This window comes from Variovorax sp. TLI9-5A (genome assembly GCF_056867935.1).
The window spans coordinates 4,123,623-4,144,815 of record NZ_CP200310.1 but is presented as its reverse complement, the minus strand read 5'-3'; the positions used below and the strand labels follow the sequence as shown (position 1 = coordinate 4,144,815).

20 protein-coding genes and 2 pseudogenes are annotated in these 21,193 nt (G+C 70.4%); 12 read left to right on the top strand and 10 right to left on the bottom strand.

All coding sequences use genetic code 11. The annotated features are described in order from the left end of the window. Nucleotides 1-91 precede the first annotated feature (91 nt). Nucleotides 92-478 (top strand): hypothetical protein, encoded by a 387-nt coding sequence (locus tag AC1VNX_RS19585; protein ID WP_483158556.1) that lies wholly within the window; start codon nucleotides 92-94, stop codon nucleotides 476-478. Next, the gene (locus AC1VNX_RS19580; protein ID WP_483158554.1) at nucleotides 475-1,317 is read left to right on the top strand and encodes a universal stress protein; all 843 of its coding nucleotides are present in this window, start codon (nucleotides 475-477) and stop codon (nucleotides 1,315-1,317) included. The genes AC1VNX_RS19585 and AC1VNX_RS19580 overlap by 4 nt, the downstream gene beginning before the upstream one ends. Before the next feature lie 74 nt (nucleotides 1,318-1,391). Here AC1VNX_RS19580 and AC1VNX_RS19575 read toward each other — a convergent pair whose 3' ends face one another. Genes AC1VNX_RS19575 through AC1VNX_RS19565 form a run of 3 tightly spaced genes read right to left on the bottom strand, consistent with a single transcriptional unit; the run spans nucleotide 1,392 to nucleotide 2,821 of the window. Beyond that, on the bottom strand, nucleotides 1,392-1,655 hold the full coding sequence (locus AC1VNX_RS19575) for a BON domain-containing protein (RefSeq protein WP_483158552.1): 264 nt from the start codon (nucleotides 1,653-1,655) through the stop codon (nucleotides 1,392-1,394). 31 nt (nucleotides 1,656-1,686) lie between these two features. Then, complete coding sequence (locus AC1VNX_RS19570) at nucleotides 1,687-2,310, bottom strand: hypothetical protein (protein WP_483158550.1); 624 nt, start codon at nucleotides 2,308-2,310, stop codon at nucleotides 1,687-1,689. Between the two features lie 49 nt (nucleotides 2,311-2,359). After that, complete coding sequence (locus tag AC1VNX_RS19565; protein WP_483158548.1) at nucleotides 2,360-2,821, bottom strand: universal stress protein; 462 nt, start codon at nucleotides 2,819-2,821, stop codon at nucleotides 2,360-2,362. 179 nt (nucleotides 2,822-3,000) lie between these two features. Between AC1VNX_RS19565 and AC1VNX_RS19560 the strand changes: the two are divergent. Further along, nucleotides 3,001-3,213, top strand: a pseudogene (locus tag AC1VNX_RS19560) (MBL fold metallo-hydrolase); the annotation flags it as partial. A 9-nt stretch (nucleotides 3,214-3,222) separates the two neighbouring features. Here AC1VNX_RS19560 and acs read toward each other — a convergent pair. Beyond that, nucleotides 3,223-5,199, bottom strand: a complete 1,977-nt coding sequence (acs, locus tag AC1VNX_RS19555; RefSeq protein WP_483158546.1) for an acetate--CoA ligase — start codon at nucleotides 5,197-5,199, stop codon at nucleotides 3,223-3,225. A 126-nt stretch (nucleotides 5,200-5,325) separates the two neighbouring features. Between acs and AC1VNX_RS19550 the strand changes: the two genes are divergently transcribed. Both AC1VNX_RS19550 and AC1VNX_RS19545 read left to right on the top strand, forming a co-directional pair. Continuing rightward, nucleotides 5,326-5,646, top strand: a complete 321-nt coding sequence (locus AC1VNX_RS19550) for a DUF485 domain-containing protein (protein WP_483158544.1) — start codon at nucleotides 5,326-5,328, stop codon at nucleotides 5,644-5,646. Further along, nucleotides 5,643-7,370 (top strand): cation acetate symporter, encoded by a 1,728-nt coding sequence (locus AC1VNX_RS19545; protein ID WP_483158542.1) that lies wholly within the window; start codon nucleotides 5,643-5,645, stop codon nucleotides 7,368-7,370. Before AC1VNX_RS19550 ends, AC1VNX_RS19545 begins: the two co-directional genes overlap by 4 nt. Nucleotides 7,371-7,406: 36 nt before the next feature. On the opposite strand, the gene AC1VNX_RS19540 is transcribed toward AC1VNX_RS19545, so the two are convergent. After that, nucleotides 7,407-8,333, bottom strand: coding sequence for a histone deacetylase family protein (locus tag AC1VNX_RS19540; RefSeq protein ID WP_483158541.1), 927 nt, complete (start codon nucleotides 8,331-8,333; stop codon nucleotides 7,407-7,409). 76 nt (nucleotides 8,334-8,409) lie between these two features. Further along, nucleotides 8,410-8,835: an Hsp20/alpha crystallin family protein gene (locus AC1VNX_RS19535; protein WP_483158539.1), complete on the bottom strand. Its 426-nt coding sequence runs from the start codon at nucleotides 8,833-8,835 to the stop codon at nucleotides 8,410-8,412. 138 nt (nucleotides 8,836-8,973) lie between these two features. Between AC1VNX_RS19535 and AC1VNX_RS19530 the strand changes: the two genes are divergently transcribed. Next, nucleotides 8,974-9,384 (top strand): c-type cytochrome, encoded by a 411-nt coding sequence (locus tag AC1VNX_RS19530; protein ID WP_483158537.1) that lies wholly within the window; start codon nucleotides 8,974-8,976, stop codon nucleotides 9,382-9,384. Here AC1VNX_RS19530 and AC1VNX_RS19525 read toward each other — a convergent pair. Further along, the gene (locus AC1VNX_RS19525; RefSeq protein ID WP_483158535.1) at nucleotides 9,317-11,980 is read right to left on the bottom strand and encodes a bifunctional acetate--CoA ligase family protein/GNAT family N-acetyltransferase; all 2,664 of its coding nucleotides are present in this window, start codon (nucleotides 11,978-11,980) and stop codon (nucleotides 9,317-9,319) included. The two genes, AC1VNX_RS19530 and AC1VNX_RS19525, sit on opposite strands and share 68 nt — an antisense overlap. Before the next feature lie 149 nt (nucleotides 11,981-12,129). On the opposite strand from AC1VNX_RS19525, the gene AC1VNX_RS19520 reads away from it, so the two are divergent. The 4 genes from AC1VNX_RS19520 to AC1VNX_RS19505 all read left to right on the top strand — a co-directional run bounded on the left by AC1VNX_RS19520 (nucleotide 12,130) and on the right by AC1VNX_RS19505 (nucleotide 15,581). Then, nucleotides 12,130-13,539: a phenylacetate--CoA ligase family protein gene (locus AC1VNX_RS19520; protein ID WP_483158533.1), complete on the top strand. Its 1,410-nt coding sequence runs from the start codon at nucleotides 12,130-12,132 to the stop codon at nucleotides 13,537-13,539. Nucleotides 13,540-13,601: 62 nt separating this feature from the next. Further along, nucleotides 13,602-14,786 (top strand): DesA family fatty acid desaturase, encoded by a 1,185-nt coding sequence (locus tag AC1VNX_RS19515; protein ID WP_483158531.1) that lies wholly within the window; start codon nucleotides 13,602-13,604, stop codon nucleotides 14,784-14,786. A 35-nt stretch (nucleotides 14,787-14,821) separates the two neighbouring features. Then, the gene (locus tag AC1VNX_RS19510; RefSeq protein ID WP_483158529.1) at nucleotides 14,822-15,211 is read left to right on the top strand and encodes an RT0821/Lpp0805 family surface protein; all 390 of its coding nucleotides are present in this window, start codon (nucleotides 14,822-14,824) and stop codon (nucleotides 15,209-15,211) included. A gap of 22 nt (nucleotides 15,212-15,233) precedes the next feature. Beyond that, nucleotides 15,234-15,581: a hypothetical protein gene (locus AC1VNX_RS19505; RefSeq protein WP_483158527.1), complete on the top strand. Its 348-nt coding sequence runs from the start codon at nucleotides 15,234-15,236 to the stop codon at nucleotides 15,579-15,581. 40 nt (nucleotides 15,582-15,621) lie between these two features. Here AC1VNX_RS19505 and AC1VNX_RS19500 read toward each other — a convergent pair whose 3' ends face one another. Beyond that, nucleotides 15,622-16,461, bottom strand: a complete 840-nt coding sequence (locus tag AC1VNX_RS19500; protein WP_483158526.1) for a universal stress protein — start codon at nucleotides 16,459-16,461, stop codon at nucleotides 15,622-15,624. Nucleotide 16,462: 1 nt separating this feature from the next. Beyond that, entirely contained in the window at nucleotides 16,463-16,729 is a 267-nt protein-coding gene (locus tag AC1VNX_RS19495; protein WP_483158524.1) for a hypothetical protein, read from the bottom strand. A gap of 146 nt (nucleotides 16,730-16,875) precedes the next feature. Here AC1VNX_RS19495 and AC1VNX_RS19490 point away from each other — a divergent pair. Next, nucleotides 16,876-18,693, top strand: a pseudogene (locus tag AC1VNX_RS19490) (adenosylcobalamin-dependent ribonucleoside-diphosphate reductase); the annotation flags it as partial. Nucleotides 18,694-18,739: 46 nt separating this feature from the next. On the opposite strand, the gene AC1VNX_RS19485 reads toward AC1VNX_RS19490, so the two are convergent. Further along, a complete protein-coding gene (locus AC1VNX_RS19485) occupies nucleotides 18,740-19,996 on the bottom strand; it encodes an MgtC/SapB family protein (RefSeq protein WP_483158522.1) in 1,257 nt (418 codons plus the stop codon). Between the two features lie 103 nt (nucleotides 19,997-20,099). On the opposite strand from AC1VNX_RS19485, the gene AC1VNX_RS19480 reads away from it, so the two are divergent. Then, complete coding sequence (locus AC1VNX_RS19480; protein ID WP_483158521.1) at nucleotides 20,100-21,137, top strand: zinc-dependent alcohol dehydrogenase family protein; 1,038 nt, start codon at nucleotides 20,100-20,102, stop codon at nucleotides 21,135-21,137. Nucleotides 21,138-21,193: the final 56 nt, after the last annotated feature.

The window sequence follows — 21,193 nt, the reverse complement described above, 5'->3', positions numbered from 1 at the left end:
CGGCTTTGTGTTGCCTTGATCCCGCGCAAACCCGGCAAGGCCGTGCGGCGCCAGCATTCGTGCAAGGCCCCTCGGGCCAGGAGAACACGCCATGAGCACCGACTTCACCTTCCCGCTGGCGCTGTGCAAGGCCCAGTACGGCATCTGGCTGCACGCCCTTTCGATGTTCGAGACGATCGGATCGCGGGTGCTGCAGGACTGCATCGCGCTGACCCGCGCCGAGACGGATGCGGTCATGCGCGCCGAGGACTGGCCCGCGCTGGCCATGGCGCCGATGCGGGTGCTGCGGCCTCGGGAGCCGGATCGACCTGCGCATGTGCCCGCGGCGGCCGCCCACCAGGCCGCGCAAGCCCAGCCTTCGCGAAAGGCCGTGGTGAGCGAAGCACTGCGCACGCTGCACGGTGCCCTGGCGTCCGCGCCTTCCGAGCACCGGGTGAACGCAGGCCGCAAGGCCGCCACGGCAAGGCGGCGGGCATGACGCTTTCGACCATCTCGGTGCACCTCGACCATACCGAGTGCTGCGAGGTCCGCACCCGCCTGGCGGCACGGCTCGCGAGGCTGCACGGCAGCCATCTGATGGGCATCGTGCCCACCTGGGCCCCGGCCGGAACAGGCCCGGCGCCGCGTGGTTCAGGAGATCTGGACCGCACGATCGTCGAGGCCTCGCTGTACTTGCGCAGGAGGGCCGAAACCGTCGCCCATGTGTTCCACAGCCGGATACGGCCTGCTGCGTCCTCCAGCGATGCACGGCTTGTGGACGGCGATCCGGTGCAGGCCGTGGTCCACCACGGCCGGGCCAGCGACCTGATCGTCGTCGGGCAGGCCGACGAGGCCGCGGCAGTGTGCGAAGCGGCGAACCGGCTGCCCGAGGACGTGATGCTGAATGCGGGGCGGCCGGTTCTCATCGTTCCGAGCGCGGTGCGCTTCGCCTCGGCGAGCCTCGACAGGATCCTCGTGGCCTGGGACGGCAGCAGGGAAGCCGCCATGTCGCTGCGCGGCGCGCTGCCGCTGCTGCGCAGCGCCACGCATGTCACGCTGCTGTCCTTGCGCAGGGAGCCGGCCGCAGCCTCGCCGCCGGCGCCCGACCCCGAGGACCTGAGCGGCTGGCTGCTGCGCCACGGCGTCCAGGCCAGCGTCGAGCGACTGGTGACATCGCTGCGCATCGCCGAAGCGCTGCTCGACCGCGCCGGGGTGCTCGCCAGCGATCTGCTCGTGATGGGAGGCTACGGCCATGCCCGCGTGCAGCAGCAGTTGCTGGGCGGCGTGACCCGCGAAGTGCTGATGCGCTCGGGCGTCCCCCTGCTGATGGCGCACTGACGGCGCCTTGCCTCGCAGAGCTGGCGGCACGAGGGGCGCGCCTTGCGCCGCTGCCTGCCGCCGCCGCTGCGGACTCAGGTCGGATACGCGCCGGCCGGGCCGGACTCCGGCGCCGTCTGCCTCGGCGGCAGCACGACGAGCCTGTTCAGCAGCGTCGTCAGTCCTTCGGTGCGGCGCGCGGCCCGCTCCACGGCGGCGCGCCGGGCCTCGTCGGCCACTTGGCCGCGCAGGGTCACGACGCCGTCCTTGACGAACACGTCGACGTCGCAGCCGTTGACGGCGGGGTCCCAGTTGAGTTGGGCGAAGACGTCGTGCCTGAGTTGGATGTCGGGATTCATGGTCGTCCTTTCCGGCGATCTGGCACGGGCGTCACTTTCCTTCGGTGCCCGCGGGACGGGCCTTGCGCTTCGCCGCTTCGAGCGTGTGCGCCGAGGCGTCGGCGACAGCCTTGGCGGCCGAGCGCATGGCTTCTTCAGCCTTGTCGAGCGCCTCGCGCGTGGCCTGCGCTGCCTTCTCGGCTTCTTCCTTGCCGGCCTGCGCGGACCGGTTCACCGATTCCTCCGCCCGGGCGAGGGCTTCCCTCGATGCCTGGGCAGCCTTGCCGCTTTCTTCCTGGGCCGCACGCGCGGCGTCCTTGCCTTCGTCGACCGCCTTGGCCGCCGATGCCGCGGTCTTTTCTTCCAGGCGCGTTGCCGCTTCGGCCGCCTTTCGCGCGGCCTGGCGGATGCCTTCGGCCAGGGCCTTCGACACCTTGCCGGCGGTGGCCTTGCTCTTGTCCGCGGCCGACCTGGCGGCATTCATTGCCTGGCGGGCAGCCTTTTCCGCGTCGCGTGCGGCCCGGCCGGCTTCCGCGCGCGTCGCGTCACCCGCTTTCTGCATCGCGCTCTCCGGTGGACTGAGCTGCCCGGGCGCTGTGTAGTCGGCGGCGAATGCGCAGGCGCCGGCGGCGAGGGCCGCGGACGCCAGCAGGTTGCGCAGTGTGTCTGAGGTCATGCTTCTTCCTGTGGGTTGTTGTCGTGGTGGTGTGTTCGGTGATGTGCCTTCAGCCTGGCGTCGTCTTCGCGCGCACCAGCAACACGGGCACGGGGCTGCTTCGCGCCACGCGGTCGGCGTCGCTGCCGAGCGCCAGCCGGCTGAGGCCGCGCCGGCCATGGGTTCCCATCACGATCAGGTCGCAGGCGGCCTTCGTGGCTTCTTCGGTCACGACCTCGGCGATCCGCTCCTGCGTGACTTCGCGCAGCACGGTCTCGGCCTCGACCCCGGCGGCCGTCGCCCTGGCCTGGGCGCGCGCGAGGATCGATTCGCCGTATTCGCGCGCCTTCTGCAGGCCGGCCTCGAAGCTGGAGACGCTCGACATCTCCATCAGCATCGGGAAGTCGTCGACCACGTGGAGCAGGCGCAGCCTGCTTCCGAGTTCGCCGGCCAGGCGGATGGCTTCCTGCAGGCCGCAGTCGGCCGTGGGGCTGCCATCCAGCGGAACCAGCACGTGCTTGTAGACGGACATGGGTTTCTCCTCGGGCCGCTTTCAACGGGTGCCCGCCGCCGGCCCCGGCGCGACGGGCAGCCAGATTCTTTCCTCGCCCCCCGCGGCCGGGCTTGCGCCACATCAACATCGCCACGGCGGCGCCGGCGGCTTGATGTGTGTCAAGCCGCCCGGCACCCGTGCATGGAGACTGAACCCACAACATCCATGTGCGCGACGGCATCGGCGCCGACGAGTTCGTGGCGATGCGAACCGCCCGCGACGCGAGGCTGGACGTGCCCACGCTGATCCTGCCTTCGATCCAGGTGAACGTGCGCGGCGGACGGCTGCCGCCGGCCGACGACAACGGCGTCGCGTACCTGCGCATCCCGGTGGATGCGCTTGCCGTGCACCGGCATCCGGCGGGCGGGTAGCCAGTTGGCTCAGTGCGTCTCGGTCAGCTGATCGAGGATCGCCGGGTTCTCCAGCGTCGACACGTCCTGCGCGATCGCCTCGCCCTTGGCCACCGAGCGCAGCAGGCGCCGCATGATCTTGCCGCTGCGCGTCTTGGGCAGGTTGTCGGCGAAGCGGATCTCCCTGGGCTTGGCGATGGGGCCGATCTCCTTGCCGATCCATGCGCGCAATTCGGCGGCCAGGCGGTCTCCTTCCTTGCCCACGGGGCGCGGCTGCTTGAGCACCACGAAGGCGCAGATCGCCTCGCCCGTGGTCTCGTCGGGACGGCCCACCACCGCAGCCTCGGCCACCAGCGCCGTGCAGGCCACGAGCGCCGATTCGATTTCCATGGTGCCCATGCGGTGGCCGCTGACGTTCAGCACGTCGTCGATGCGCCCGCCGATGGTGAAGTAGCCCGTGAGCGCATCGCGAGCGGCGCCGTCGCCCGCCAGGTAGTAGCCGCGCAGCTCCGGCGGGTAGTAGCTCGAACGGTAGCGCGCGTCGTCGCCCCACACCGCGCGGATCATGCTCGGCCAGGGCTTCTTGATGACCAGCAGGCCGCTCTCGCCGTCGGGCACGTCGTTGCCGGTCTCGTCGACGATGGCCGCCGCGATGCCCGGGAAGGGCAGGGTGCACGATCCCGGCACGAGATCGGTGGCGCCCGGCAGCGGCGTGATCATGTGGCCGCCGGTCTCGGTCTGCCACCAGGTGTCGAGCACCGGGCAGCGGCCGCCGCCCACGTGCTTGCGATACCACTCCCACGCGGCCGGGTTGATCGGCTCGCCGACCGAGCCGAGCACACGCAGGCTGCGCAGGTCGTAGCGATCGGGGTGAACGGCGGAGTTGCCTTCGGCTGCCTTGATGAGCGAGCGGATAGCCGTTGGCGCGGTGTAGAAGACCGTGACGCCGTGCCGCTCGATCATCTGCCAGAAGCGCCCCGCGTCGGGGAAGGTGGGCACGCCCTCGAACACCACCTCCGTCGCACCGATGGCCAGCGGACCGTAGGCGATGTAGGTGTGACCCGTGACCCAGCCGATGTCGGCCGTGCACCAGAACACGTCGTCATCGTGAATGTCGAAGGTCCACTTCGTGGTGAGTGCCGCATGCAGCAGGTAGCCGCCGCTGCAGTGCTGCACGCCCTTCGGCTTGCCGGTCGAGCCCGATGTGTAGAGCAGGAACAGCGGGTGCTCGGCGCCTACCCATTCGGGTTCGCAGCTGTCGCCCTGTGCTTCAGTGATCTCGTGCATCCACAGATCGCGCGGCGTCCATGCAATGGGCCCGCCGGTGCGGCGGTAGACGATGACCGACTCCACCGCCTCGCAGCCGCCCAGTGCGAGCGCCTCGTCGACCATTGCCTTGAGCGGCAGTTGCTTGCCCGCGCGCACCTGCTGGTCGGCTGTGATGACCACGGCGGCGCCGGTGTCCGCGATGCGGTCGCGCAGCGCGTGCGCCGAGAAGCCGCCGAACACCACCGAGTGCACCGCGCCCAGCCGCGCGCAGGCCTGCATCGCGACCACGCCTTCGACCGACATCGGCATGTAGATGACGACGCGGTCGCCTTTCTTCACGCCGCGCGCTTTCAGCGCGTTGGCCATGCGGCAGGTCTGCGCGAGCAGTTGCGAATAGGTTGTGCGAGTGACCTTGCCGTCGTCCGACTCGAAGATGATCGCCACCTTGCTGCCCTTGCCGGCCTCCACCTGGCGGTCGAGGCAGTTCCACGAGACGTTGAGGGTGCCGTCCTCGAACCAGCGGTAGTAGGGCGCATCGCTGCTGTCGAGCGTCTTGGTGAACGGCGTTTTCCAGCCGATGAATTCGCGCGCAAGGCGAGCCCAGTAGCCCTCGTGGTCGGCATCGGCCTCGGCCACAAGGGCGTCGTATGCGGCGCGACCGGCGATATGCGCGGTGCGGGAGAGTGCTTCCGGGGGCGCATAGACCGGAAGACGGGACGGGAGGTCGGGAGCGTTCATGTCTCGTGTCTTTCGTGGGGGTGGTGGCGCGATCTTGCCGACGGTGAAGGAGAAAACCTTGCGCCAGCGCAAGCTTCGATGCGGCGCGTGCACTCCTAATGGGGCCATCGCACACAAGGAGACTCCATGGAAGACGATCTGGTCGCGCGCATTGCCGCGAATCCGCAGTACAAGCAACTCAAGCGCCGGCGCGACCGCTTCGGCTGGACGCTGGCGGTGCTGATGCTCGCCGCCTACTACGGCTTCGTGCTGCTGGTGGCCTTCGACAAGGAGTTCCTGGCGCGACGCATGGGCGAAGGCGTCATGACCCTTGGCATGCCGATCGGCTTCGGCGTGATCGTCTTCACCGTGGCCATCACCGGCTACTACGTGCGCCGTGCGAACGCGGAGTTCGACACCCTCTCCGACGCCGTGGTCGAGGCCGTGCAAAAGGTGGCCAAGCCATGAACGCACATCTCCTGCGCATGCGATCCGCCGCCGTCCTTCTTGCCTTGGGCGCGGTCTCGGCGGGCGCTCTTGCGGCTGGCGCCGACCTGGGCCAGCTGCAGAAGCAGGCCACCAACTGGACCGCCATCGGCATGTTCGGCCTCTTCGTGGTGGGAACGCTCTTCATCACCAAGTGGGCCGCGGCACGTACCCGCTCGGCGTCCGACTTCTACACGGCCGGCGGCGGCATCACGGGCTTCCAGAACGGGCTCGCCATCGCCGGCGACTACATGTCGGCGGCATCGTTCCTCGGCATCTCGGCGGCGGTGATGGCTTCCGGCTACGACGGGCTGATCTACTCCATCGGCTTCCTCGTCGGCTGGCCGGTCATCACCTTCCTGATGGCGGAGCGGCTGCGCAACCTCGGCAAGTTCACCTTCGCCGACGTCGCGGCCTTCAGGTTCAGGCAGACGCCGGTGCGCATCTTCGCGGCCTCCGGCACGCTGGTGGTGGTGGCGTTCTATCTCATCGCGCAGATGGTGGGCGCGGGGCAGCTCATCAAGCTGCTGTTCGGCCTCGAGTACTGGGTCGCGGTGGTCATCGTGGGCTCGCTCATGATGGTGTACGTGCTCTTCGGCGGCATGACGGCCACGACCTGGGTGCAGATCATCAAGGCCGGCCTGCTGCTGGGCGGCGCGAGCTTCATGGCGATCTCGGTGCTCTGGCACTTCGGTTTCAGCCCCGAGGCGATGTTCGCTGGCGCGGTCAAGGTCAAGACCGACCTGGCGCTGAAGGACGGCAAGACCGCCGAGGTGGCCGCGAGCATCGGGCAGTCGATCATGGGGCCGGGCAATTTCGTGAAGGACCCGATCTCCGCCATCTCCTTCGGCATGGCGCTCATGTTCGGCACGGCCGGCCTGCCGCACATCCTGATGCGCTTCTTCACCGTGCCCAGCGCCAAGGAGGCGCGCAAGTCGGTCATGTGGGCGACCGGCTGGATCGGCTACTTCTACCTGCTGACCTTCATCATCGGCTTCGGCGCCATCACCTTCGTGCTGACGAATCCGGACTTCCTCGATGCCAAGGGCCTGCTCAAGGGCGGCGGCAACATGGCGGCGATCCACCTCGCCAATGCGGTGGGCGGCAACGTGTTCCTCGGCTTCATCTCGGCGGTGGCCTTCGCCACCATCCTGGCCGTGGTGGCGGGCCTCACGCTCTCGGGCGCCTCGGCCGTCTCGCACGACCTGTACGCCACCGTCATCAAGAAGGGCGACGCGGGCAGCGCGGCCGAGCTGCGGGTGTCCAGGATCACCACGCTGGCGCTCGGTGCGCTGGCGGTGCTGCTGGGCATCGTTTTCGAGAAGCAGAACATCGCCTTCATGGTGTCGCTGGCCTTCGCAATCGCGGCCTCGGCCAACTTCCCGGTGCTCTTCATGTCGGTGCTCTGGAAGGGCTGCACCACGCGCGGGGCGGTGATCGGCGGTTTCCTCGGGCTGGTTTCCTCGGTGGCGCTCACGGTGGTGTCGCCCTCTGTGTGGGAGGCCACCTTCGGCAACCCGCCCGGCTCCTCGCTGTTCCCGTACACCTCGCCGTGCCTGTTCTCGATGAGCATCGCCTTCGTGGGCATCTGGCTGTTCTCGGTGCTCGACCGCAGCGCGCGAGCGCAGGTGGACCGGGGCGGTTTCCTCGCGCAGCAGGTGCGCTCCGAGACAGGCATTGGCGCGCATGGCGCGAGCGGGCACTGAACGAGGCCGCGTGCTGGCCGCGGCCCGGCGCCGCGGTCAGTCGGCGCCGATCAGCACCTTGACGTGCGCGGCGGCGCTGCGGGCGAGCGCGCTGAGCGCGTAGCCGCCTTCGAGGCAAGAGATGACGCGGCCGCGGCAATGCCGCTGCGCCACCTCCATGATCTGCCGGGTGACCCAGGCGTAGTCGTTCTCCACCAGGCCGAGGTTGCCCATGTCGTCCTCCCTGTGCCCGTCGAAGCCCGCCGAGACATACACGAGCTGCGGCGCGAAGGCTTCGAGCGCCGGCAGCCAGTGCCCGGTGACGGCCGCCCTGAACGCATCGCCGCCCGAGTGCGAGGGCAGCCCGATGTTCACCATCCGCGGGCCGTTGTCGCCCTCGCCCGCGAAAGGGTAGATGCCCTTCTCGAAGATGGAGCACATGAGCACGCGCTCGTCGTCGCGGAAGATGTCCGCGCTGCCGTTGCCGTGGTGCACGTCGAAGTCGATCAGGGCCACGCGCTTCAGGCCGTGAACGTCCAGCGCGTGGCGGATGCCCACCGCCACGTTGTTGAAGAAGCAAAAGCCCATGGCCGCGTCGCGCGTGGCGTGATGGCCCGGCGGGCGCACGTTGCAGAAGGCCGTGGGCGCCTCGCCGGCCAGCACCAGGTCGGTGGCCAGCACCGCAGCCCCGGCGGCGCGCAGCGCGGCCTGCAGGGTGTGCGGGTTCATCAGGGTGTCGGGGTCAACGAAGCGGTGCCCCTCGACGGGCGCCATCGCGACGAGTTCGCGCACATGCGACATCGTGTGCGCGCGTGCCAGCTGGGCATGCGTGGCAAGCGGGGCGTCGTACGGGGCCATGTAGTCGAGCAGGCCCGCGATCAGCAGACGGTCGTGGATGGCGGAAAGCCGCTGCGGGCTTTCCGGATGGCCCGCGCCCATGTCGTGGCGCGCGCAGTCTGCGTGGGTGATGTAGGCGCTCAGCATGCGGGCTCCTTGCTTCTTCGAAAGCCGGGCGGCCCTCGCGGGGAGCCCGCTGCCGGCGGTGCCGGTCGCGTGACGGCTACTGGATCTTCAGCGTGGTGCGGGCCGAGCCTTCGCGCTTGGGCAGCGTGAGGTGCAGCACGCCGTCCTCGAGCTTCGCCACGGCGGTCTTGTCGTCGACTTCGCTGGCCAGCGAGAAGCCGCGCGACATGCTGCCGCGATAGGTCTCGCGGACGATGGAGCGGCCCTGCTTCTTTTCCTCGTCCTTCCTGATCTCGGCCGAGATGGAGACGTAGCTGCCGTCGATGGAGACGCGCACGTCTTCCTTCCTGGCGCCGGGGATCTCGGCGGTGACGAGGTATTCCTTGTCGTTCTCGTTGATGTCGAGCCGGATGTCGGCCGGCAGTTCGGCCTCGTCGATCAGCTGCAGGGGACGCGCCCAGCGGCGCATCATGTCGGGAAAGAGGTTTTCGATGCGGTCCAGGCGGGACAGTGCGGTGTTCATGCGCTTTGCTCCATGAGTGGGTTGAGGGAGCTTCAATCTAGGCGCTCGCCGCAGGAGTTCCGTTGCGCTGGATCAAGCGCGTCGGCGGTTGCCGCGAGAGGATGCGATCCATCGTCCACATTCGAAAAGGAGAGCCCCATGCGCCGGATTCCCTTCCTGTCCGAAGCCCGCCGCGCGGCCGGCCGGACCATGCCGGCCGTCGCGCTCGCACTGGCGGCCTGTGCGGGCCTGCTCGGCGGCACCGCCTCGGCCCAGTCCCGGGGCGAACTGCTCTACAACACCAACTGCGTCGCCTGCCACAACGAGAAGATGCACTGGCGCGGCAGGAAGCTGGTCAACGACTGGGACAGCCTCGAGGAGCAGGTGCGGCGCTGGCAGCAGGCCTCCTCGCTGGGCTGGCGCGACCAGGACATCATGGAAGTCGCCCGCTACCTGAACGACCGCTTCTACGGCTTCACGCCGCCGAGCGCGACCAGCCTGCTCAAGCCCTCAGCTGCAGCACCATCCGCCGCAGGCCCGACGAGGGCGGCTCCGCCGGATCGGCCTTGAAGCCCATCGCGGCCGCGAGCTTCAGCATCCGGGTGTTCTCGCGCAGCACGACGCCCACCAGCCGTGCGGTGCCGCGGCTGCGCGCATGTTCGATCAGCCGATCGAACAGGATCGCGCCCAGCCCCTGGCCCTTGAGCTCGGAGCGCACGACGATGGCGAACTCGGCCTCGACGTTGTCGGGGTCGCTCACCGTGCGGGCCACGCCGAGCGTGTGGGCGTTGCCCTGCGCATCGATGTCCTCGGCGATGAAGGCCATCTCGCGGTCGTAGTCGATCTGGGTCAGCCGCGCGAGCTCGCTGCGGGCCATTTCCTTGCGCACCGAGAAGAACCGCATGCGCATGTCCTCCGCGTCCAGCGACTCCAGGAAGCGCCGGTGCTGCGGCTCGTCCTCGGGCCTGATCGGCCTGACCACGATCTCGCGCCCGTTCCATTTCTGCGTGCGCACCCACTGGTCGGGGTAGGGCAGTATCGCGAAGCGCCCGGTGCCGTGCGCCGGCATGCGCGACACCCGCATGCGCGCGTCGAGCGCCAGTGCCCCGTTCTCGTCGACCCACAGCGGGTTGATGTCCAGCTCCGCCAGTTGCGGCAGGTCGGCCAGCATCCGCGAGACCGCGACGAGCACGTCGTGCAGCGCATCGAGCCGGGCCGGCGGATGGTCGCGATAGCCCGCCAGCAGGCGTGACACGCGCGTGCGCGACACCAGCTCCGCGGCGAGCGCGCGGTTCAGCGGCGGCAGCGCGATGGCCGTGTCGCCTGCGACCTCGACCGCCGTGCCGCCCTGGCCGAAGAGGATCACGGGGCCGAAGACCGGATCGACGCTGGCGCCGACGATGATCTCCTGCGCATGCGGGCGGTGCACCGAGTGCTGCACGGTGAAGCCGTCGATCCGCGCCAGCGGCCTGGCGTTCCTCACCGCGTCGAGCATCTCGCCGGCCGCGCTGCGCAGCGCGGCTTCGTCGCAAAGGCCCAGCCGCACGCCGCCGACGTCCGACTTGTGCGTGATGTCGCGCGAGAGGATCTTCAGCGCCACCGGGTATCCCAGCCCCTTGGCAGCCTCGACGGCCGCCTCGGCCGTCGGCGCGACGGCGACGGTGGGTACCGTCTCGATGCCGTAGGCCTGCAGGAGCGACTTGGCCTCCTGTTCGTCGAGCCATTCGCGCTGCTCGGCCAGCGCCGAGCCCAGCGTGGCGCGCACCGCGGCGGCGTCCGGCACGGCGCCATGGCCGGTGCCCGGCGTCTCCATCAGGATCTCCTGGTTGCGCCTGTAGGTCTGCAGCATCGCGAAGGCGTGCACCGCCTCTTCGGGCGTGGCGTAGTCGGCCACGCCGGCATCCTCGAAGAGCCTGCGCGCCTGGGCCACCGCATCGTCGCCGAGCCAGGCGCTCATCACGCGCGAGGCGTGGCCGCGCACCAGCGGCAGGCAGGCGCGCGCGATGTCCTCGCTGCGCACGATGGCCGTGGGCGCATGCATGAAGAGCACCGCGCCGGCCGACGCGTCGGCCAGCAGCGCGCCGAGCGTCTCGGCATAGCGTTCGGCCGGCGCGTCGCCGATGATGTCGATGGGGTTGGCGCGCGACCAGTTCGCCGGAAGCAGCGCGTCGAGGCGGGCGAGCAGGGCGCAGCCGGGGTCGGCCAGCGCCACGCCTTCGCGCGCGGCCGCGTCGGCCGCCATCACGCCGGCGCCTCCGCCATTGGTCATGACCGTGAGCCCGCCGTGGCCGTTGCCCCGGAAGCGCGACAGGGTTTGCGCGGCGACGAAGAGCTCCTGCAGCGTGTCGACGCGCAGCTTTCCGGCGCGCCGCAGCGCGGCGTCGTAGACCGCGTCGGAGCCCGCCAGCGCGCCCGTGTGCGAGGCAGCGGCGGCAATTCCGTGGCCGGCGCGGCCGGCCTTCAGCACGATCACCGGCTTGTTGCGGGCCGCCGCGCGCGCGGCCGACATGAACTTGCGCGGCGATTCGATGGACTCCACGTACAGCAGGATCGATCGCGTGCGCGCATCGCTGGCCAGGTGGTCGAGCAGGTCGCCGAAGTCGACGTCGCAGTGCTCGCCCAGCGAGACCAGGTGCGACAGACCCACGCCGCGGCTGCGCGTCCAGTCGAGCACGGCCGTGACCAGCGCGCCCGACTGCGAGACGAAGGCCACGTCGCCCGCCAGCGCGTCGGTGTGCGCGAAGCTGGCGTTCAGGCCGATGTGGGGGCTCAGCAGGCCCAGGCAGTTGGGGCCCAGCAGCCGCAGGGTAAAGGGGCGGGCCGCATCCAGCGCCGCCTGTTTCTGCCTCGGGTCCAGGCCGGCGGTGATGATCACCGCCGCGCGGGTGCCCAGCGCGCCCAGCTCGGCGATCAGCGGCGCCACGGTGGCCGGGGGCGTGCAGATCAGCGCCAGGTCGGGCGCGGCGGGCAGGTGCGCCGCGTCGGGGAAGACGGGCACGCCGTCGAGCGAGGCGTGTTTCGGGTTCACCCCGTGCACCGTGCCAGTGAAGCCGCCTGCACGCAGGTTGCGCCACACCGTGGCGCCGACGCTGGCGGGCCGGTTGGAAGCGCCGAACACGGCGACGGAGACCGGCGACAGCAGGCGGTCCAGATGTCGGATGCTCATGGCGTTGATGGCTGTGTGGCGGGGCGCCCATCGTGCAAGGCCGAACGGCCCGCCGGCTTGATGCATGTCAACCCGTCGCGCGGACAACGGCGCAAGCTCCGTCAGCAAGGAGTCCGCCATGGATACCCGTTTGTCTGGAGCCGCGCCCGATGCCGCCGATATTTGATCCGTGGCAGGCGTACGTAATCGCGGCCGAGGTCTCGATGGCCACGAACGCGGGCGCGGGGGCGCTCGCAGCGCTGCGCTCGCAGCGGCTGGCGGAACTGGTCGCGGCCGCGGCGGCACATTCGCCGCGGTACCGGCGCCCGCTGGCGGGCTGCGATCCGGCCACCGTGCGGCTGGAAGAACTGCCGGTGTCCCGCAAGGCGGAACTGATGCGCGACTTCGCCGACTGGGTCTGCGACCCGGCGCTCTCGCTGCCGGCACTGCGCCGCTTCGTCGCCGAGCCGGCGAACATCGCGGCCGACTGCCTCGGGCCCTACACGGCATGGGAAAGCTCGGGCAGCACCGGCGAGCCCGCGATCTTCGTGCAGGACGCGCGCGCGATGGCCGTGTACGACGCGCTGGAGGCGCTGCGCCGTCCGCTGCTGCGGCCCCTCGACCGGTTGTTCGACCCATGGAGCCTGACCGAGCGCATCGCCTTCGTGGGCGCGACCGGCGGGCATTTCGCGAGCACCGTATCGGTCGAGCGGCTGCGCCGCCTGCAGTCCGGCCTCGCGCCGCGCTTGCGCGGCATTTCCTTCCTGCAGCCGCTGGACAGGCTGTGCGCCGAGCTCGATGCGTTCAGCCCCACGGTGGTGGCCACCTATCCCAGCGCCGCCATCGTGCTCGCGCAGGAGCGGGAGGCCGGCCGGCTGAAAGCCGCGCCGCGCGAAATCTGGACCGGCGGCGAAACGCTCTCCGAGGCAGGCCGCGCCTTCCTGAGGGAGGCGTTCGCCTGCCCGGTGGCCAACAGCTACGGCGCGTCGGAGTTCCTGTCGCTGGCCTTCGAATGCTCGCGGGGCGTGCTGCACCTGAACAGCGACTGGGCGATCCTGGAGCCGGTCGACGCGCACGGCCGGGCGGTGCCGTCCGGCCACGCAGGAAGCACGACCCTGCTGACCAACCTGGCCAACCACCTGCAGCCGCTGATCCGCTACGACCTGGGCGACCGGGTCAGGGTGCTGGCAGAGCCCTGCGGATGCGGATCGCACCTGCCGGCCATCGAGGTGCACGGCCGCGACGACGATACGCTGTGCCTGCCCGGCGGCGCCGGCATGCCGGCGGTGAAGGTGGTGCCGCTGGCGGTGAGCACGGTGCTCGAGGAGGAGGCCGGCCTGTTCGACTCCCAGCTGGTGCAGCAGGGGCCGCGCGACCTGCTGCTGAAAACCCGTGGCGAGGGAGAGAAGGCGCAGCGGACCCTGCACAAGGCCCGCGAGGCGCTCGCGGCGTTCCTCGAAGCACAGGGCGCGAGGGGCGTGCGCATCCAGTGCCGCGCGGGCGAGAGCACGAAGTGCGGGCGCAGCGGCAAGTTCCGGCGGGTGGTCTCGCAGGCCGGAAAAACGGACGACGGGTGTTGACCTGCATCAAGGTCCGCGCCGCGGCGGTCCGCAGAATCGCCGGCACTGTTCAAGAGGTACGAATGCAATCCCTGCTTTACTCCGGCGTCCTGGATCTTCCGTGGTGGGGCGTGCTGCTGGCCGCGCTCGCGCTCACGCACGTCACCATCGCTTCCGTGACCATCTTCCTGCACCGCCACCAGGCGCACCGCGCGCTCGACCTGCACCCCGCGGCGAGCCACTTCTTCCGCTTCTGGCTCTGGCTGACCACCGGCATGGTGACCCGCGAGTGGGCCGCGGTGCACCGCAAGCACCACGCCAAGTGCGAAACCCCCGAAGACCCGCACAGCCCGCAGGTGCACGGGCTCAACCGTGTGCTGTGGGGCGGCGTGCTTCTCTACATGCGCGAGGCGCGGCACGCCGAGACCCTGGAACGCTACGGCCAGGGCACGCCCGACGACTGGCTGGAGCGGCATCTCTACTCGCGGCACAAGACCCTGGGCATCGTGCTGATGGGCGTCGTGGACATGGCGCTCTTCGGCGTCGTGCCGGGCGCGCTGGTGCTGCTCACGCAGATCGCGTGGATTCCGTTCTGGGCGGCCGGCGTGGTCAACGGCATCGGCCACTACTGGGGCTACCGCAACTGGCCGGCCCGCGACGCCAGCACGAACATCTTTCCCGTCGGCATCCTGATCGGCGGGGAGGAACTGCACAACAACCACCATGCCTTTCCGGCCTCGGCGAAGCTTTCGAGCAAGTGGTTCGAGTTCGACATCGGCTGGCTCTACATCCGCACGCTGCAGGCGCTGGGCCTGGCCCGCGTGAAGCACGTGGCGCCCACGCCGCGCCTGGTTGCGCCCAAGGCGAACGTCGACCTGGCCACGGTGCAGGCGATCGTCCGCTGCCACTACGACGTGCTGTCGAACTACACGCGCTCGCTCAAGAAAGCCTGCGTGGCCGAGCTCGGCCGCCTGCGCGGCATTTCGCCGGAGGCCGCGCGAGCCCTGAAGGCCGTCAAGCCCTGGCTCGGCAAGGACCAGGGCCTGCTCGGGCCCTCGCGGCAGCAGCAGGTGATGCAGGCGTTGAAGGCCTCCCAGGCGCTGGCTACGATGTATTCGATGCGCGGCGAGCTGACCGCGTTGTGGAGCCGTTCCACCGCCACGGGCGAGCAGCTCGCCAGGCAACTGCAGGACTGGTGCCAGCGCGCCGAGGCGAGCGGCATCGCGCCACTGGCGGATTTTTCGCGCCGACTGCGTTCATACGCCTGAACGCACTCGAAAGCACCGGCGCCGAGGAGTTGCGGATGAAGCCTGTTGCGGCACTTTCGGTTTCCATCGTGGCCGCAGCCCTCGTGGCAGCCTGCGGCGGTTTTCCGCCGGCCGCGCCGGGCGGCGCCATGCTCACCGGCTCGCTCGCGGCTTCCGCACCCGGCAGCGTGGCGGCAAGGTCGATGGACGACGGCGACCGCCGCCGTGTGGCGAGCGCGCTCGAGACCCTTCCGAACGGCGAGTCTTCGGCCTGGCGCAATCGCGATACCGGCGACAGCTTCGTCTTCACGCCCACGCGCAGTTTCGACCGCGGCGGCGTCCGCTGCCGCGAATTCCGGCTCGAAGTGACGGTGGGCGGCCGTCCCGACGGCATCGGCGGCAGCGCATGCCGCCAGAGCGACGGCTCCTGGCGCATTCCCGCCTGAGGCACCCGGGCAGGGCTGGACGATGGCCACGAGGTTCGATGTCTGCAACGGCGACGCCGACGGTCTTTGCGCGGCCGTGCAATGGCGGCTGCACCGGCCTGGCGCCGTCCGGCTGGTGACGGGCCTCAAGCGCAGCATCGCGCTGCTGCAGGGCGTCCCGGCAAGGGCCGGCGACGAAGTCAACGTGTTCGACATCTCGATGCTGCGCAACCGTGCCGGTCTCCTGCGCCTGCTCGATGAGGGCGCGCACGTGCGCTACTTCGACCACCATGCCGCGCCCGGCGATCCGCTTCGAGGTGCCGGAAGAGCAGGCGCCCGAATCCCTGGCCTGGATGTGGAAGGAAGCCGGATGAGCAGCTCCGGCGGGTGAGGGCAGGTGGGGGCAGGTGGGGGGCAGGTGGGGCCGCCCTTCAGTGCGCCATCCAGACCGGAACCGCGGCCCATTCCAGCACCGTGCGCGTGGCGCCCCCGAGCACGAGTTCGCGCGCGGGGCTGTGACCATACGCACCCATGACGATCAGGCCGGCGCCGGTCTCCTGCGCCAGCGACAGCAGCGCCTCGCCGGCACGCCTGTCTTCAGCGGGCGCCCTGTGCTCCTGCGTCCGCCTGACGCCGTGCAGGCGAAGGTAGTCGCGCAGCCTCGACATCGCCATCCCGGGCTCGGGATCCGAGCCGCTGGCCGAAGCCACGAGGTGGACCTCCTGTGCCGAGCGCAGCATGGGCAGGGCGGTTTCCAGCGCGCGGGCGGACTCGCGCACGCCGCGCCACGCGACCAGCACCTTTGCGGGGTTCGGGGACACCCTGCCCGCGAATGGGACGACCAGGGCCGGCTTGCCGCTGGCGAGCACCACCGCCTCGACGAAATCGGCCGGCACGTCGAAGCCGGCCTTGTCGCGCGGATCGCGCTGCCCGAGCACCATGAGATCGCTGGTCAGCGCATGCTGCACGAAGCTCTCGACGACGGGCTCGCCGCGCAGCTCGCGCCAGTCGCTGCGGCTGGCGTGGTCCTGCAGCAGGCGCTCGAACACCGCTGCGGCGTGGGCGCGGTGGTCGGGGTCTATGTCTCCGGCCATCGGCATGGGAGGCAGGCCGCCGATCATCGGCAGCACCGCCAGCACGGACGGCGACACCGCGAAGAGCGCGGTCAAGGCCGACTCGTGCAGGGCCGCGAGGCGGTGCGCCAGGCGCAGGCGCACCTCGGCGCGGTCCGTGCCGTCGAGATGGACGAGGATCGAACGAAGCGTGCTCATGTCAGGCTGCGCGCGCGGCGGATGAGTGGTCGGCGGCCGCCATGGACGGCATGACCGGCATGAGGTCGGTGCCGTCGGTGTCGAACCAGCGGCAGATCGAATCGGCGCCGAACCTCAAGGGCGCCCGCTCGTGCAGGAAGCCCCTTGCGAGCTCGCCGCCCGCATCCACGGGAACGCCCGCGGCCTCGAGCAAGGCGATGCGCCCCTGCTCCCTGGTCCCGAAGGGAATCCGGACCGTGATGTCGGCAAGCCGGTAGTGACGTGGCATGGGTTTGCTTCTCCTCTGAGTGGATGTGTCCGTGTGTGCGGGGTCCGATTCACTCTAGGAGTTCGAAGCGGCCACGGCCTTGCGATGGATCAAGGCCGCGGCGGGGCGCGCACCCATCATGGGTGCCCGACCTTCCGCCGATGGCCATGACAAGCTTCACCGTCGACAGCCCGAGACTTCCCGAACTGCCCGTCCAGCCGATCTGCCGCGACGTGCTGATGGAGAAGTACGCGCAGGACGGCGAGCACGGCATCGACGACATCCACCGCCGGGTGGCGCGGGCCCTGGCACAGGCCGAGAAAGCCGGTGAGCGCGAAGCCTGGGAGGCGCGCTTCCTGCAGGGATTGCGCGACGGCTTCGTGCCCGCGGGGCGCATCCAGTCGGCGGCGGGCACGGCGCTGACGGCCACCCTGATCAACTGCTTCGTTCAGCCCGTGGGCGACTCGATCACCGGCGACGATGAGGGCTATCCGGGCATCTATGCCGCGCTGGCGGAGGCCGCCGAGACCATGCGCATGGGCGGCGGCGTCGGCTACGACTTCTCGCGCATCCGCCCGCATGGGGCCTGGGTGGCAGGCACCCGTTCCAGCGCTTCGGGGCCGGTGCCGTTCATGCGCGTCTTCGACTGCTCCTGCCGCACGTTGGAGTCGGCCGGGGCGCGGCGGGGCGCGCAGATGGGCGTGCTGCTCTGCGACCATCCCGACATCGAGGCCTTCGTGGGCGCGAAGGACGACGGCGAGCTGAGCAACTTCAACCTGTCGGTGGGGCTGACCGATGCCTTCATGCTGGCCGTGCTCGACGACAGGGAGGTCGATCTGGTGCATCGGGCCGAACCCGGCCCCCGCATCCGCAGCGAACAACAGCACCGGCGCGACGACGGACTGTGGGTATATGCCCGCCGGCCGGCGCGGGTGCTGTGGGACCGCATCATGCGATCGGCCTATGCGCACGGCGAACCCGGCGCGCTCTTCCTGGACCGCATCAACGCCGACAACAACCTCTCCAACTGCGAGACGCTCGACGCCACGAACCCGTGCGGCGAGCAGCCCCTGCCGCCCTACGGCAGCTGCTGCCTGGGATCGATCGACCTGACGCGTTTCGTGAAGGACCCCTTCGAGCCCGCCGCGCGCTTCGACGAGGAAGCCTTCTCCCGCCTCGCCGGACTGGCGGTGCGCATGCTCGACAACGTGCTGGACATCACCGCCTGGCCGCTCGAACGCCAGGGCCGCGAGGCGATGCTGAAGCGGCGCATCGGCCTGGGCTTCACCGGCCTGGGGGACGCGCTGGTCATGCTCAACCTGCGCTACGACGCGCCACCGGGCCGCGCCGCCGCCCGGCGCATCGCGCGGCTGCTGCGCGACGCGGCCTATGCCGCTTCGTGCGCGCTGGCCCGCGAGCGCGGAGCATTCCCTCTGTTCCATGCCGCCCACTACCTCGGGCGGGGCAGCTTCGCGTCACGGCTGCCCGAGCCGATGAAGACGCGCATCTCCACCTGGGGCATGCGCAACTCGCACCTGCTGTCGATCGCGCCCACGGGCACCATCAGCCTGGCCTTCTCGGACAACGCGAGCAACGGCATCGAGCCGGCCTTCGCCTGGACCTTCGCGCGGCGCAAGCGGCTGCCGGACGGCGGAACGCGTGAGTACGAGGTCGAGGACCACGCGCTGAGGCTGTACCGGCTGTACAGGGGCCCGCGGGCAGCGCTCGGGCCTGCCTTCGTCACGGCGCTGGAGATGAGCCCCGCGGCGCACGTGGAGATGGTGGCGGCGGTGGCGCCCTACGTCGACGCGGCCATCTCCAAGACGGTCAATGTGCCCGAGGACTGCCCGTACGAGGACTTCAAGGATCTCTACATGCAGGCCTGGCGGCTGGGGCTCAAGGGCCTGGCCACGTACAGGCCCAATCCGCTGCGAGGCTCGGTGCTGGAAGCCAGCGTGCGGCCGGCGTGCAGCGGGTGCGCGGCCCCGGTGGCCTCGGGCTGAGCCCGGCCTGATCCACGCCCGATGGAGATCAGCTCCGCAGCCAGATGGCCGCGATGCAGGCGCAGCCCAGGCTGGCCATGAGCGCGGCACCCACGCGCAGCGCATAGGCCTTGCCGCCGGCGCCCAGGGCCACCGCGCAGCGCGTGAGCGTGTTGGTTCCGACGGCCACCAGCACGCCCCGGATGAAATGGTCGGTCTGCAATGTGCCGGCCGCGTGCAGCGATGCGAGCGAGGCCACGGGGGCATGCGCATCGACCAGCGCCGCGAGCGCGATGCCGACCTGCAGGCCGGCCTCGCCGAAGTGCCGCTGCGCCGAGCCCACCATCAGCGCGACGAGCGCCAGGGCGAGCGCGACGGCGAGCGCTTCGCGCGGACGCAAGGCGCTGCGCTGCGTGGCGGGCGGCTCGACCGCCACCGCGTCGCGTGAAGTCAGCAGCGGCAGCAGGCCGACGGCCACGGCACCCGCCGCACCGGCGAGCGCCACGGGCAGCAGGGCGGCGCCCGCCTGCGGAGAGAGTGCGCCGGCCATCGCGAGCGCCAGCACCCAGGTGGCCACGGCCGACAGTGCCGCGGCGCCCGCCAGAAGACCCGTGTGCAGCGGCTGCTCCCGCGCGCGATGGCCGAACGAGGCCACCGTGGCGGTGCTGGAGACGAAGCCCGACGCGAAGCCGGCACCCAGCAGGCCGCCGCGCACGCCGAGCCATCGCACCGCCGCCTGTCCGGCGGCCTGCATCGCCATGATCAGCAGCACCATCGAGGCCAGCGGCCGGGGGTTGATGCCGCCGAGCATCTCGATGGGCCGCGAGGGTATGAGCGGCAGTGCGATCAGGGCGAGCGCCGCCAGCAGGACGCCATCGTGCAGCTCCTGCTCGCTCAGCAGCTGCGTGGCGAACAGGTGCAGCCTCCGGCGTGCCGCGAGCAGCAGCGCCAGGCCCATCCCGCAGGCTGCGCCCAGCCCCGGCTGGAGAACGCACAGCACGCCGATCAGGTAGGTCGCGAAGAGGGCGATCTCGGTGGTCATGCCGGGGTCCGGCGAACGGCTCTTCCAGTGCGACATCGCAGCCAGCGCGGCGACGAGCGCGCCACCGATGGGCACCAGCGCCGCGACGGGCAGGATCTGCGCGATGGCACCCGCCAGCGCCACGATGGCGAAGGTGCGCAGTCCCGCAGCCGCGCGGCGCTCGCCGTCGCCCTTGCGGCGCTCGCGCTCGATGCCGATCACGAGGCCGATGCCCAGGGCCACGGCGAGTCCGACGATCGCGGCCGAAGGACTGGGGAGGTTCATGCACGCAGTCTCTCCGGCCGCCGGGCCGCGTCAAGGCGTGCGCGCCGGAGTTCCTTGCGCTGGATCAAGCCGGCTGCGCCACCGGGGGCATAACGTGCGGGGCATGAAAGCACTCGTATACCAGGGCCCCGGCCTGAAGTCGCTCGAAGACCGTCCGAAGCCGGAGATCCAGGCGCCGGGCGACGCCATCGTCCGGATCCTCAAGACCACCATCTGCGGCACCGACCTGCACATCCTCAAGGGCGACGTGCCCAGCTGCACGCCGGGGCGCATCCTCGGGCACGAGGGCGTGGGCGTGGTCGAGACCGTGGGCGCCGGCGTGACCGCGTTCCACCCCGGCGACCACGTGCTGATCTCGTGCATCTCGTCGTGCGGCAAGTGCGAGAACTGCCGCCGCGGCATGTATTCGCACTGCGCCACCGGCGGCTGGATCCTGGGCAACACCATCGACGGCACGCAGGCCGAGTACGTGCGCATTCCGCACGCCGACACCAGCCTCTACCCCGTGCCGCCCGGCGTGGACGAGGAAGCGCTGGTGATGCTCAGCGACATCCTGCCCACCGGCTTCGAATGCGGCGTGCTCAACGGCAAGGTGGCGCCCGGCAGCACGGTGGCCATCGTCGGCGCGGGCCCGATCGGGCTGGCCACGCTGCTCACGGCCCAGTTCTACTCGCCCTCGCAGATCATCCTCATCGACCTGGACGAGGGCAGGCTGGAGGTCGCGCGCCGCTTCGGCGCCACGCACACGATCAACAGCACCGGCGGCAACGCGGCCGAGGCGGTCCTCGCGCTCACCGGCGGACGCGGTGTGGACGTATCCATCGAGGCCGTGGGCATACCGGCCACCTTCGTGCTGTGCCAGGACATCGTGGCGCCCGGCGGCACCATCGCGAACATCGGCGTGCACGGGCATGCGGCCGACCTTCACCTGGAGCGCCTGTGGTCGCAGAACATCGCGATCACCACGCGGCTGGTCGACACGGTCTCGACGCCCATGCTGCTGAAGACGGTGCAGGCCCGCAAGGTGGACCCGGCCCGGCTGATCACGCACCGGTTCAGGCTGGACCAGGTCATCGATGCCTACGACACCTTCGCGCGCGCGGCCGAGACGCATGCGCTGAAGGTGCTCATCGAGACGTAGCGCGTCGGGCCTTGACGCCGGCTTCGCCATTCCTTTCCCGCTTATTTCTCGGTGCA